Origin of the sequence: Hyphomonas sp. UBA4494 (assembly GCF_002388935.1) — a bacterium.
Taxonomy (GTDB): domain Bacteria; phylum Pseudomonadota; class Alphaproteobacteria; order Caulobacterales; family Hyphomonadaceae; genus Hyphomonas.
The window spans coordinates 91,611-104,294 of sequence record NZ_DGNK01000026.1 but is presented as its reverse complement, the minus strand read 5'-3'; the positions used below and the strand labels follow the sequence as shown (position 1 = coordinate 104,294).

At 57.0% G+C, this 12,684-nt stretch carries 12 protein-coding genes and 1 pseudogene; 9 read left to right on the top strand and 4 right to left on the bottom strand.

From position 1 onward, the window contains the following. The 6 genes from B2P82_RS10270 to maiA form a co-directional block, all read left to right on the top strand. On the top strand, positions 1–413 hold a 413-nt coding region (locus B2P82_RS10270; RefSeq protein WP_290496959.1), incomplete at its 5' end, for an OmpA family protein. A gap of 111 nt (positions 414–524) precedes the next feature. Continuing rightward, positions 525–1,784 (top strand): hydrolase, encoded by a 1,260-nt coding sequence (locus tag B2P82_RS10265; RefSeq protein WP_290496958.1) that lies wholly within the window; start codon positions 525–527, stop codon positions 1,782–1,784. 1 nt (position 1,785) lies between these two features. Continuing rightward, positions 1,786–2,823, top strand: coding sequence for an arginine N-succinyltransferase (gene astA / locus B2P82_RS10260; RefSeq protein WP_290496957.1), 1,038 nt, complete (start codon positions 1,786–1,788; stop codon positions 2,821–2,823). Between the two features lie 2 nt (positions 2,824–2,825). After that, positions 2,826–4,280: a succinylglutamate-semialdehyde dehydrogenase gene (gene astD, locus B2P82_RS10255; protein WP_290496956.1), complete on the top strand. Its 1,455-nt coding sequence runs from the start codon at positions 2,826–2,828 to the stop codon at positions 4,278–4,280. Positions 4,281–4,296: 16 nt separating this feature from the next. Further along, a complete protein-coding gene (locus B2P82_RS10250) occupies positions 4,297–5,619 on the top strand; it encodes an N-succinylarginine dihydrolase (RefSeq protein WP_349679744.1) in 1,323 nt (440 codons plus the stop codon). Then, positions 5,619–6,257 (top strand): maleylacetoacetate isomerase, encoded by a 639-nt coding sequence (maiA, locus tag B2P82_RS10245; protein WP_290496954.1) that lies wholly within the window; start codon positions 5,619–5,621, stop codon positions 6,255–6,257. Before B2P82_RS10250 ends, maiA begins: the two co-directional genes overlap by 1 nt. Here maiA and B2P82_RS10240 read toward each other — a convergent pair. The 3 genes from B2P82_RS10240 to B2P82_RS10230 are packed head-to-tail and all read right to left on the bottom strand — an operon-like array spanning position 6,254 to position 8,495. Then, the gene (locus B2P82_RS10240) at positions 6,254–7,084 is read right to left on the bottom strand and encodes a hypothetical protein (RefSeq protein ID WP_290496953.1); all 831 of its coding nucleotides are present in this window, start codon (positions 7,082–7,084) and stop codon (positions 6,254–6,256) included. The two genes, maiA and B2P82_RS10240, sit on opposite strands and share 4 nt — an antisense overlap. 40 nt (positions 7,085–7,124) lie before the next feature. Continuing rightward, positions 7,125–7,493: a DUF6285 domain-containing protein gene (locus tag B2P82_RS10235; RefSeq protein ID WP_290496952.1), complete on the bottom strand. Its 369-nt coding sequence runs from the start codon at positions 7,491–7,493 to the stop codon at positions 7,125–7,127. A gap of 3 nt (positions 7,494–7,496) precedes the next feature. Continuing rightward, the gene (locus B2P82_RS10230; protein ID WP_290496951.1) at positions 7,497–8,495 is read right to left on the bottom strand and encodes a phosphotransferase family protein; all 999 of its coding nucleotides are present in this window, start codon (positions 8,493–8,495) and stop codon (positions 7,497–7,499) included. 82 nt (positions 8,496–8,577) lie between these two features. On the opposite strand from B2P82_RS10230, the gene B2P82_RS10225 reads away from it, so the two are divergent. Then, complete coding sequence (locus tag B2P82_RS10225; RefSeq protein WP_206990449.1) at positions 8,578–9,315, top strand: DUF502 domain-containing protein; 738 nt, start codon at positions 8,578–8,580, stop codon at positions 9,313–9,315. On the opposite strand, the gene recG is transcribed toward B2P82_RS10225, so the two are convergent. Then, complete coding sequence (recG, locus tag B2P82_RS10220; protein ID WP_290496950.1) at positions 9,281–11,353, bottom strand: ATP-dependent DNA helicase RecG; 2,073 nt, start codon at positions 11,351–11,353, stop codon at positions 9,281–9,283. The genes B2P82_RS10225 and recG overlap by 35 nt on opposite strands. 154 nt (positions 11,354–11,507) lie before the next feature. On the opposite strand from recG, the gene B2P82_RS10215 reads away from it, so the two are divergent. Together B2P82_RS10215 and B2P82_RS10210 are read left to right on the top strand one after the other, a co-directional pair. After that, positions 11,508–11,711 (top strand): FAD assembly factor SdhE, encoded by a 204-nt coding sequence (locus B2P82_RS10215; protein WP_414651608.1) that lies wholly within the window; start codon positions 11,508–11,510, stop codon positions 11,709–11,711. Between the two features lie 40 nt (positions 11,712–11,751). Beyond that, positions 11,752–12,684 (top strand): annotated as a pseudogene (locus B2P82_RS10210) (transcription-repair coupling factor); the annotation flags it as partial.

Here is a 12,684-nt window from a genome sequence, read left to right as displayed (position 1 = left end):
CGCCTCCGCCACCGCCGCCACCACCGACGACGACGACGGATGCCCCTGAAGTTGTGTGCTCCAGCCTCAACCAGGAATTCGTGGTGTATTTCGAGTGGGATCGTGCGGATCTGACGAGCCAGGCGGCTGCCGTTATCGACCAAGCGGTCGCTAACATTAATGGCGAAGCCGGTTGTGCACCGAACACTGTTTCGATCGCAGGCCACACGGATACGTCCGGTGCAAGCGCATACAACCAGCGCCTGTCCCAGCGCCGTGCTGACATCGTGGCAAGTGCGCTCGCTTCCCGTGGTATCGATTCGTCGATCATCACCGAAGAAGCCAAGGGCGAAACGGATCTTGCAAAAGCGACCCGCGATGGTGTTCGTGAGCCTCTGAACCGTCGTTCGGAAGTTGTGATCACTGTTCAGTAGTCACTGACGCACTTTCATCAAACGGCCCGGCAGTTATCTGCCGGGCCGTTTTTGTATGGGGCCGTGTTGATCCCACTTGCCGGGCCTAGTTTCCTGTGAAACCAAGAGACCATGGATACATTGCAATCACTCAGCCGCGAAGATGAAGCCGCGCGTGAGCGTCTCAATAGCGCGAGCGAAGACATGGTGCAGCGCACCTGTAGTTGGTCTGACATCAATACGGGTAGCTGGAACACAGCAGGTCTTAAAAGCTTCGCGCCTGTTCTGGCCGGAGCATTTTCAGAACTGCAGGCCCATATTGATGTCATCGAAACTGAGGGTTTCGAAGCCGTGGCCGATAGCGGCAAGACGGAAGTTCAAATGACAGGACCTGTCATTGAAGTCACCGCGCGGCCAGAAGCTGACGTACAGGTCATTATGTCCGGGCACTATGACACGGTGTTTCCGGAAGGCACTTTCGAGGGGGTGGCCGACTTGGGGGACGGGCGTCTCAATGGTCCCGGCATGGCGGACATGAAGGGTGGCCTGTGCGTGATGTTGGAAGCGCTGAAAGCGTTTGAAGCCGGATCTTTGCGAGACCGACTAGGATACAAGATCGTTCTGACGCCGGATGAAGAAATCGGAAATTTTGCGAGTGCTGAATATCTGACCCGGGCCGCCAAGTCCGGTGCGATGATCGGTATGACGTATGAACCCGCTATGGAGACCGGCGCCATGTCGGGCGGCCGCAAGGGGTCGGCTGTTTTTGACATCGTGCTGCACGGTAAAGCGGCGCATGCTGGCCGCGCTAAAGAAGAGGGGCGCAGCGCGATAGAGGCAGCAGCCGAATTGGTGCTCGGGCTGGAGGCGATGAATGGCACACGCGACGGTGTTACCCTGAATGTCGGCTCAATTGACGGTGGGTCCGCCGTCAATATCGTGCCAGATCTCGCAGTCGTTCGGTTTGGCGCGCGCGCGCCGGATGCAGAGAGTGCTGAGTGGGCGACGTCTGAAGTTCGCAGGCTGTTTGAACGTGCGATCGCGCGCGATGGCATCAGCGGTCATCTTCACGGGGGCTTTTACCGTCCTCCAAAACCCAGAAATGCCGCGCAGCAGGCTCTGTTCGATGCGGTACATGCGACTGGGCAGGCAATCGGCCTCGAACTGGAATTTGTCGATACGGGGGGCGTGTGCGAGGGCAACAATATCTTTGCTGCTGGCGTCCCGAATGTCGATACTCTCGGAGTTCGCGGTGGTCGCATTCATTCCAATGAAGAATATGTGGTAACGGATAGTTTTGCTGAGCGGGCGACGCTGTCAGCGCTTTTGTTGAATCGACTCGCAGATGGCCGTCTGGATGCACGCCGGATCAAATCACTCATGGGTCAGTAAAATGTCTACACCCTATGTCATGCGCCCGTCGAAGCTGGAGGATCTGCCAGCTCTGATGGAGCTCGCTGAACTGTCAGGCCCAGGGTTTACCAGCCTACCAGTCGACGAGAGTATTCTGAAAAAGAGACTCTCAAAGTCCGAGAAGGCGTTTGCAGGTCGTCTGGACCGGATCGAGTATGGAAAGTACCTCCTGATGATGGAGGATGCCGACACGGGCGAGGTGGTCGGATGTTCAGCGGTAAAAGCTGGGACAGGAATTGACCAGCCTTTCTTCAACTATCGGATCATCACACTGTCTCAAGCCAGCCAAGCTGCTGGCAATATGCGGTTCGACATGGATGCACTGGTGCTGACAAATGAATATGTTGGGTATACGGAAGTTGGTACGCTATTTCTGAAAGCAAATCATCGCGGGGGTGGGGCAGGTCGTCTTGCTGCGCAATCACGCTATTTGTTGATGGCAACCGACCCCGCGCGTTTCGGGACCAATGTGCTCGCGGAACTCCGCGGCGTGATTGATCAGAATGGTGTTTCGCCTTTCTGGGAGTGCCTTGGTCGTCATTTCTTTCGTATGGACTTTGACGAGGCTGACCGCTTGTCTGCGACCACGGACAATCAGTTCATCTGTGACTTGATGCCGAAATACCCAATTTACGTGGACCTGTTGCCGCCAGAGGCACGTGAGGTAATTGGGCGGTGCCATTCTGAAGGCGTAGGCGCGTACAAGCTCTTGCAGTGGGAAGGCTTCGAATTCGACCGCACCGTAGACATATTTGATGGTGGACCATTGGTCGCCACGCAGAAGCGACACTTGCGGACGATACGTGAGAGCCAGGAGGTGCGTCTGGAGGTGTCAAATGATGCAGGGGCACCAGAATTCAAGCAAGGACTGGTTTCGACCGACGAGTTGCCCGACTTTCGCGTGTGCCAGGCTGCCATTGCAATGCGCGACGATCAGACTGCGGTCACGACTGCAGACACTTTTGAAAAGCTTCAGATCAAGCCTGGAGCAAGAACCCGAATCTGGGTGAGGAGTTAGTGATGAACGACGCCGTCTGGATTGACGGGAGCTGGAGGCGTGGAAGCGGAGACGAATTCCAGAATTACTGTCCAGCAACTGGTGGTGTGGCTTGGGAAGGTGCTTCCGCGACGGCCGATGACGTACATGATGCCGTAGAAAGCGCACGCCGTGCATTTCACGGATGGTCTAGAATGCCGCAAAGCGAGCGCACAGCAATCCTTGAGGCTTATGCGGACGAGATTGGCAAGCGCACCGATGCGATTGCCGAGGCCATCAGCAAGGATATGGGTAAAGCCCTCTGGGAGTCGCGCGGTGAAGCTGCGACTATGAAAGCCAAGGTGGCTGTTTCGATTGCAGCTCAGGTGGAGCGCGCAGGCGGGAAAGTCCAGGAAGCAGCATTTGGCTCCATGCACCTGACTCACCGGGCGCACGGGGTAATGGCAGTATACGGTCCATTCAATTTCCCCGGGCATTTGCCGAATGGACATATTGTGCCCGCGCTTTTGGCTGGCAACACTTGCGTGTTCAAACCGTCCGAACTTGCGCCCAGCGTCGCCGCCATCATGGCGGATGCATTTGCTGCGGCAGGACTGCCCGCTGGCGTACTAAACATAGTTCAGGGTGGTCGTGAGACGGGCGGAGCGTTGTTGAACGCTGATATCAACGGATTGTTGTTTACGGGTTCTGCCAATACGGGCGTGTTCTTTCACAAACATTTTGCGGGTCGCCCTGAAGTCATTCTTGCGCTTGAGATGGGTGGGAATAATCCCTTGATCATATGGGACCCCGCAGACGTGGACGCCGCCGCTGACATCGCGGCTCAGTCTGTTTTTCTTACGACTGGACAGCGGTGTTCCTGTGCGCGCCGGGTGATCTTGCCGGAAGGGGCGTTCGGGGACGCTGTGATTGAGGCCATTGTAGCCCGTGCCAAGGGGTTAAAAATCGGAGCGTGGGATGAAGACGATATCTTCATGGGGCCACTCGTTTCCGAGCAAGCCGCCACAAATGCAGTCGAATTCCAGATGATGCTGTCCAAGAAAGGTGGGAAAAGCCTGCGCCGCCTGAAACGGATGGATCGGGGCGGCGGTTTTGTGACTGCAGGTGTGATTGACGTCACGAATGCCACGGACATCCCGGATGAAGAATTGTTTGGTCCATTGATGCAGATTATTCGTGTACCCGACTTCAATAGTGCTCTGGAACGTGCAAATGCAACACGCTACGGCCTGTCAGGCGGATTAATCAGCGACGATGATGCGCTGTGGATCCAGGCGCATTCGGAAATGCGGGCAGGTATACTCAATCGGAATCGCCCGACTGCCGGTGCCAGCGGCGCGATGCCTTTTGGTGGGCCCGGTCTCTCAGGAAATTTCCGTCCGGGTGCCTACTATGCTGCAGATTACAGTGCTTGGCCACAAGCCAGCCAGGTATCTCAGACTGCCACGCGGATGACCGCGCAAGGTTTCCCAAAGTAGAACAGAACGAAGGATTGTGAGCGTGGCGCACGAAGTAAACTTCGACGGACTGATCGGACCCAGTCATAATTACGGAGGTCTGTCTGACGGAAATCTTGCGAGCGCGGCGAATGCGGGTGATATAGCCAATCCGCGAGAGGCCGCCTTGCAGGGTCTGGAAAAGATGCGGATGCTGATCGCACACGGTCTTGTTCAGGGTGTGCTTCCGCCTCTGCCACGACCGAACTTTGACCTTCTCGTCTCGGCGGGCTTCGAAGGAACGGATGCTCAGATCATTGAAGCGGCTTCGAAAACGGCGCCCGGACTGCTGAAGGCAGCGTATTCAGCCTCGAGCATGTGGACCGCCAATGCCGCAACTATCTCGCCTTCGGCAGATGCGAGAGACGGCCGATTGCATCTGACGACGGCGAACTTGTCGACCATGCTGCACCGCGCGCAGGAACATCCGGACACGACCGCGAGTCTGATCTCGATCTTTTCAAATGATGAGAAGTTTGCGGTCCATGGTGCGCTTCCCATGCATCCAGATTTTTCGGATGAAGGCGCAGCCAACCATGTCCGCCTATGTTCGTCTCATGGGGAAGAGGGGGTAGAACTTTTCGTCTATGGCCGCGAAGCAGGTGAAAGTACGATCGGGTTCCCATCGCGTCAGTCAAAGTTGGCGAGTGAATCGGTCGCCCGTGGGCACGGGCTCAAGTCCAATCGCTGTGTCTTCATTCGGCAGTCCCGTGCGGCAATCGACGCCGGAGCGTTCCACAATGATGTCGTATCGGTCGGTGCGTTGGATACGCTGTTCTTCCATGAACTTGCATTCGAGGACAGAAATGGCGCGCTGGATGCTATTCGACGCGCGTCTTCCGGCCTGTTTGACTTCAAGCCCGTGATGGTTCCACTTGCAGAAGTACCCATTGAGGACGCCATTCGCGCCTATCTATTCAATTCTCAGCTCTTGAAGATGCCCGAAGAAGATCGCCTCGTGCTGGTCGCGCCCACAGAAACGGAAAATACTGAATCGACGCGCGCCTATTGCGAACGCCTTGTCGAAAGCAATGGACCAATCGGGAAGGTTATCTACGCCGACGTCCGACAATCCATGCGGAATGGCGGCGGTCCAGCCTGTCTCAGACTTCGGGTTGTCATGACCGATGATGAGATCGATGCCTGTCACCAGGGCGTGTTGATGGATGAGGAAACTATCGACGAGTTGCAGGAGGTTGTCCGACGAACTTATCGGGACCGTTTGGCCCCTGCGGATCTGGCCGATCCCTTGTTCGCAAATGAGTGTCGAGAAGCCCGGGAGGCCTTGTTGGGTGTGCTTGATCTGGAAGGGCTCTGCTAGTGATCCGAGTTTATGAGTATTGGCGGTCTTCGGCGTCCTATCGGCTGCGAATTGCGCTGAATCTGAAGGGCGCCTCATACGAAACCATTCAGGTCAACATCGCTCCGGGTGCAGATGAACAGCTTGGTGACGCTTATCGTGGAGTGAATCCGCAAATGCGCGTGCCGGCCATTGAGGTCAATGGGCAAATCATCGGCCAGTCCATGGCAATACTGGAGTGGATCGAAGAAGCATTGCCGGGACCATCCCTTCTGCCGACAGATCCGATCGAGCGTCTCGAGGCCCGCGCATTTGCCGACACGATTGCCTGCGACATCCACCCATTGAACAACTTGTCGGTGTTAAAAGAGTTGAGGGTCAATTATGGCGCTGATGATGCGGGTGTACGCGCATGGTATCATGACTGGATCCGGCGGGGCTTCGATGCCCTGGAATTGCAGGTCGCAAAGCGGGCGCCGAAAGCCTTTCTCTTTGGCGAAACTCCCGGGCTCGCGGAAATCACGCTCATTCCGCAGATTTACAATGCCCAGCGATACGACATGAATTTGTCAGCATATCCGGCCTTGATGGCAATGGCGGAGAAGTGCCTGGCATTGCCAGCCTTCAAGAAGGCTGTTCCTGTAAAGCCTGAAGCCTAGTTTTCGTCGCCAGCGAGCTCATCGTCGGTCTCGCCGGGACGGCGAATGTCGACAATCTCGACCTCTTCGAAGTCCCCGAGAGGCTCTGCCATCTTGCCAACATTCTCGTCGAGCCAGGTTGGAAATGATGTAATGAGGTCACCGCCGGGTGTGCCTTCGCTTGTCAAAATCCAGAGACCTTTTTTCTTGTGCGCCGGCACGACAATTTGGCAGCTCGCCGCATCGTTCAGGCGATCGCTGCAATAGGGAAGCGGTTCATCGACAGATGCAGGTTCGCCTGAAACAGCCAACGGGGGAATGCCATCCTTGGTGTCTGAAATGGACAGAAAGCCGCCGAAGCGTTCCCGCAGGGACGAGTCTTGTTCCAGGCGGGCAAGGATAGATTCCGGCAATGGGCGGTCATGAGCAATGACCAAGGCACGACCACGATTGTCGCGTCGGAGATAGGACTCGAAAGCGCGGGTCAGGTCGTCATGGGTCGCATTGTCTCGATAGAGAGGGGCATAGACCTCACCAATCAATCCGAGGGGGTCTTTCAGTGACTGGGCCTGACGACGCCCTCTGAGTTCACGTTTCTGCAATTCCGATTGCGTGGTGCCCTTGAGGGCCGAATCTTCACTGATGAGGAACACGTCGACGCCCCAACCATCCACCCAGACAGGGGCCGTTTCCTCCACCGGGAGGGCAGACCAGCTTGAATCTTCTGCATATTTCAGAGGATCCAGTTCAAGTTCAGGGCGCGGCGAGATGAAGGTGTTCCAAACCCAAGGGCCAGCGCCAATAGCCAGCACTGCCGCAATTGCGATCAATACAGTGAAACGTTTCATCTGCTATTCCTGATATGAAGTTTGCCCTGTGTGAAACAGGTCAGTCGGTCTGCAGGCCAGAATAGGCCGGTTGGTCGACAGACAACTGGTCAATTGTGGTGGTTTTGAGGTGTTCCAACAAACCAGGTGTGGTCAGATCCATGTCGCCGCGTTGCAGCAGGGTGCAAAGCTGTTCATTCAGGTTGCGAGCGGATGCGGTGGAGTCTGCATTGAGTAGAGCCGCAAGTCGTTGCCGCTCGGCTGCTTCAGCGCTTGGCCGGATATCCAATTCTCTGAGAACAGTCGCGAGAACATTCGAGGCGACCCGCGCATGAAAAGCTGCGTGCCCCGTCAATGAGGGCATGGCGGTTTCGTCAATAAAGGCTTTCACCGCCGTGATCATCTCTTTCTGGGAAGGCGCGTCGTGCATTAATCAGGCCCTTTTCTCGAGCAGATTGATCAAATCAATCTCGGTTTCGGACACGCGTCGCCCAATGGCCGCACGTTCCACGCTTGGATCGGCGCCAGACCGGAAGGCATCGTACATGATCATGCACATGACGCCCCATTTCAGACTTCCGAGGATTTCCCACCAGTCGATCTCCTCGGTGGAAAAAGTACGACCGCCCGCGGTCTGATAGGTCTTCAACAGCTCATCCAGATCTCCAAAACCGCCAACGCGGTTGTTTGAATAACCAAAGCGCCATGAATTGACGCAGAGCCAGGCAATGTCTTCGCGCGGATCACCAAGATGGGCCAGTTCCCAATCCAGTATGGCGGCAAGCCCCGTCTCATCGACGATCAGATTACCAAGTCGGAAATCGCCATGTACGAGAACCGGGGGGACCTCGTCCGGTCGATTCGATTTCAGCCAGGCAATGGCAAGCTCGAATACCGGGCGTGGAAGGTTGAAGTCGCGATAGATGGTTTCGTATTTCGCAAGTTGGTCCAGGCCGCCGCTCTTGGGCAAATCCGGCAAAGCTTCCGGAGGAATCTGGTGAATGGCGGCGAGCGCTTGGCCACACTGCTCTGTCAGTCTTCCGCGAGCGGCCGAGTAGATGTCATCTCGCAAAATCTTGCGGGCGATGGTCTGTCCCGGAATACGGTTCATCAGGAACGCTTCGCCAATATCGCTGTCAGGCTCGAATACCTGAACCACTTTCGGAGCAGGAACCTCTCCCTCAGCACAGGAGAGCAACTTCGCCTCCGTGCCCAAGCCGATGGCTTCGGAATTGCGGGCAACGCTGACACCGCCCGGTACGCGGCGCAAAATCAGGTCGACAACTTTGCCGCCCTGTTCAACATCCAGGCTCCAGGTCTCTTGACTGGCACCTCCTGACAGGCGAACCAGCCGTTCAACGGTCGCGTCAGCGCCGTAAAATTGCCCGGCCCATGCCTGTAAACCCTTTAGAATCTGATCTTGGCTACCCATCTTGTCACAATTGCGCGGAACACCCATCCCGCCAAGGCGTAACGCCAAGTCACCCCTGACCGGACGCCGAAGGAAACTATTGATGCCGAAGTCGAAAAAGAGAGATTACGGACTTCTTCCTACGGAGCCGCCCCCACGAGTCAGCCTGTTCGGCTGGCTCAGGGGGCGCTTCTTTGCAGGCATGTTCATCGCCTTGCCAGTCGTCGTGACATTCCTGATTCTGCAATTCTTGATCAGTGAAATCGACAAGCGCGTTGTGCCCTTACTGCCGGCGGCACTGAAACCTGAAACTTATCTCAATTACGCAGTTCCCGGTTTCGGACTGATCGTGCTCGTCGTGTTTCTTACCGTGCTGGGCGGCATTGCGACGAATCTCATCGGTCGTTCCGTCATCAGTCTGGCTGATCGCATTCTGACCCGTGTTCCCTTCGTCCGTTCGGTCTATTCGGCGTTCAAGCAACTGGTTGAAGTCTTTGCGAGTAACAATACCGAACAGTTCAGCGAGTGTGTTCTGATCGAGTACCCGAAGAAGGGCACCTGGTGTCTTGGGTTCGTGTCGAGCCCTGCGAAGGGCGAGCTGAAAACGGTTCTTGGGCCCGCATTTATAGGAGTATTCGTGCCGACGACTCCGAATCCCACGTCGGGCTTCTTGATGTATGTGGAATCGAGCGAAGTCGTACGCCTCGACATGACGGTTGAGGAGGGCGCTAAAATGATCCTTTCGGCCGGTCTGGTGGTTCCCGAGCATCTGCCGATCAAAGAGGGCGATGCACCATCGACTCAATCTACTCCGTCGCCGGAGCCTGAATCCGGGGCGTAAGGAGTTCCCGAACGAGCCGAAGTGCCTGGCCCCGTTCACCAGAAAGCTGGGGATCGCGACTTACGATGGCTTCGGCGTCCTTTTTTGCGATTTCGAGCAGCGGGGCGTGTCGCGCTAGATCGAGTACCCGATAATCTGTGGCCCCAGCCTGTTTCAAGCCCAGCATATCGCCGGGGCCACGAAGTTTGAAATCCGCTTCAGCAATTTCAAACCCGTCCTCTGTGCGCCGGAGCGTGTCGAGCCGCTCATGCGCTGTTTCGCCCAAAGGCGGCCTGTAGAGCAACAGGCAATAGGACGGACGATCACCCCGACCGACGCGACCTCGCAACTGATGGAGTTGGGCGAGGCCAAACCCCTCTGCGCGCTCGATCACCATGATCGTGGCTTCTGGCACATCGACGCCTACTTCGATCACCGTTGTTGCGACCAATAACCTGGTACGCCCTGCGCGGAAATCTTCCAGTGCGGCGTCTTTCTCTGCAGGCTTGAGGCGACCATGGACAAGCCCCACAGCCACATTCAATTGGTCGGTCAGAGCCGCATGACGGCCAACGGCAGTGGAGTCATCGTCGTCGACATCAACCTTGGGGCATACCCAGAAAGCGCGCTCGCCCCGACGCAACGCCCGACTCACGGCATCTACTACCTCATCCAGACGTGTGTCTGGGATCGCACGGGTTTCGACGGGGACGCGGCCGGGTGGCTTCTCATCCAGTATCGACACGTCAAGATCTCCGTGAACCGCCTGTGCCAAGGTTCGAGGGATCGGTGTCGCGCTCATGACAAGCATGTGCGGACTGAGGGCCTTTCCGGCGAGGCGCATGCGGTCAGCCACGCCAAAGCGGTGCTGTTCGTCGACGATGACGAGACCCAGATTGCGGAATGCGACGGACTGCTGGAAGAGGGCTTGGGTGCCAGAAACGACGTGGATGCTCCCGTCGGCCAGTCCCATCAATATGCTTTCGCGCGTCGATGCCTTGTCTCGCCCCGTCAACGCGGCGACGGTGTAACCTAGCGGTGCCAGAAGTCGATCCATGGTTTCATATTGCTGACGGGCCAAGACTTCCGTGGGAGACATGAATGCCGTCTGGAAACCAGCGCTCGCAGCTTGAACCGCGGCCATGGCACTGACCAGCGTTTTACCAGCGCCGACATCTCCCTGAAGCATTCTGCGCATGGGGGAGGTGGACGACATGTCAGCGGCAATCTGGTCGAATGCGCGTGTCTGGGCGCCGGTTGGTCTGTAGGGAAGGGCGCGTAAGAGTGCCTGATGTGACCCGGCATTCACCGGGACAGCGGGCGCCGCCCGTTTGGCGCGGCTTGCGCGAGCCAACGCAAATGCTGATTCACGCGCAAGCGCTTCATCATATGCCAATCGCTCGCGCGCCCTTTCAAACAGTTCGGGATCATACTCTATCGGTGCATGAAGGCAGCTCAGGGCCGCTTTGAAACTCAACCAACCTCGCGCCTTGACCAAGTCGGGATCCGCCCATTCCGGTAAATCATCGGCGACATGATCCAGCGCTTGAACGGCGAAGCTGTGAACACGTTTGTTCGTCAAACCCGCTGTAAGACCATAGATGGGTTCGACAGCAGGAGGCATTGGGCCTTTGGTGGGATCAACAATGTGATCGGGATGGGTCATCTGGCGCTCGCCATTGAACTCTTCGACCATTCCAGACACGACACGCTCCTTGCCGATCGGAAATTGGCCTTGCAGCCATCTGCCGTCAGCCCGGAAAAAGGCAAGTGTGAGAAATCCGGTGCCATCGTACAGAACGATCTTGTGCGGAGATCGATCAGAATAGGGTGCGTTATAAGCATGTACTTCGCCGCGAAGGGTTGAGACCTCGCCGATCATCGCATCATCAATGTATTCTTTTACCCGACGATCCACCCAGCGCTCCGGCAAATGAAGCAACAAGTCCCAAATACTGTCGCCACCTGTCAGGCGCTCCAGCACAGGCTTCAGCTTAGGGCCGACACCAGACAAACTGTCCAGGCCCTCAAACAAAGGAAAGAGTCGTTCGTCCCGCATCCCAACCAGACTATGCGCGCGCGGTGCGCTGCACAATCGCCGCTGTTTATTCCAGCTGCGCGTTCTATATGGTTTGGCAAATCAAAGGAGCCGAAGAATGGAAGCACGTCGCCGAAAACTCAAATTCAGGGCCTGGCGACGCGGATTCCGGGAAATGGACCTTCTCATGGGTTCGTTCGCAGATGCGCATATTGGTTCGTTCGGTGAATCAGAACTTGATGAATTCGAGGGTCTGCTCGGCGTTCCGGATTGGGAGGTCTATGCGTGGCTGATTGGCCAAAAGCCTGTGCCTGAGACTCATCGCGGTCCCGTGCTGGACCAACTCATCGCGTTCCGATACGCCGCCCAAGGCGGTTAAGTCAGCCTTTCTTCCCATTTCTGTCGAATGTTTCGTGCCCATGACTCCTGTAGAGCTATTGAAATCCCTCAGCGGTCCGGCCGCCCTCTCTGGTGCGCCGTTTGGTGCAGACCTGATTGCCTTTTGTGCCGCATTACAGAAGCGCGGCGGGGCGGGAGTTTATGTCGCCCGTGATGACAAGACAGCGGCCACAGCGCGGCGGGTGGCGCAGTTTGCCGAGCCCCGTCTGGAGCAGGTCGACCTGCCAAGTTGGGACACGCTGCCCTATGATCGGGTCAGCCCGACAGCGGGAGTCTCCGCTCGCCGATGCGCCGCACTTGCGCGGTTATCTCGCTATGAGCCGGAGCAGGGTCCAATCCTGGTGGTCACCACCGCATCGTCGCTGGTTCAGCGGGTGCCTCCTGTTAGCGTGCTACGCCGGTCTTCATTCGCGGTCACGCTCGGCCAGTCCGTGAACCAGAAAGAACTTACCGAGTATCTTGCCGTAAATGGCTATTTGCGATCAAGCACCGTGCGCGAGCATGGGGAGTTCGCGATTCGGGGCGGGATCATCGATATTTTCCCGCCGACCTCTCCTGAACCGTATCGTCTCGACTTTTTCGGCGACACATTGGAAACCCTCCGCACCTTCGACACCGAAACGCAGCGGTCTACAGGGGATGCTAAAAGCGTCGCCTTTGCACCGGTCAGCGAAATCCTGTTTGACGATGATGTGCTGGCGCGGTTTCGCGAGAAGTACCTGGCCGCGTTCGGACCGCCTTCGGGCGACCCGGCTTATGAAGCCGCGCGCGCATCCATCCGGCGGCAGGGCGTGGAAGGCTGGCTGCCATTGTTTCATGACCACCTAGAAACAGTATTCGACTATGTGGGCTCAGACCCGCTTATAGGCATGGGCCATCTCGCCGGTGAAGCGTCCGCAGAACGCCTGTCGCAAGCTGAAGACTATCATGCCGCCCGTTTGGAGGCGGGTGAA

Bases quoted from the DNA above. Each gene is read 5' to 3' on its own strand.
- B2P82_RS10265 (WP_290496958.1), top strand. From the start codon at position 525: ATGGATACATTGCAATCACTCAGCCGCGAAGATGAAGCCGCGCGTGAG.
- astA (WP_290496957.1), top strand. From the start codon at position 1,786: ATGTCTACACCCTATGTCATGCGCCCGTCGAAGCTGGAGGATCTGCCA.
- astD (WP_290496956.1), top strand. From the start codon at position 2,826: ATGAACGACGCCGTCTGGATTGACGGGAGCTGGAGGCGTGGAAGCGGA.
- B2P82_RS10240 (WP_290496953.1), bottom strand. From the start codon at position 7,084: ATGAAACGTTTCACTGTATTGATCGCAATTGCGGCAGTGCTGGCTATT.
- B2P82_RS10235 (WP_290496952.1), bottom strand. From the start codon at position 7,493: ATGCACGACGCGCCTTCCCAGAAAGAGATGATCACGGCGGTGAAAGCC.
- B2P82_RS10230 (WP_290496951.1), bottom strand. From the start codon at position 8,495: ATGGGTAGCCAAGATCAGATTCTAAAGGGTTTACAGGCATGGGCCGGG.
- B2P82_RS10225 (WP_206990449.1), top strand. From the start codon at position 8,578: ATGCCGAAGTCGAAAAAGAGAGATTACGGACTTCTTCCTACGGAGCCG.
- recG (WP_290496950.1), bottom strand. From the start codon at position 11,353: ATGCGGGACGAACGACTCTTTCCTTTGTTTGAGGGCCTGGACAGTTTG.
- B2P82_RS10215 (WP_414651608.1), top strand. From the start codon at position 11,508: ATGGACCTTCTCATGGGTTCGTTCGCAGATGCGCATATTGGTTCGTTC.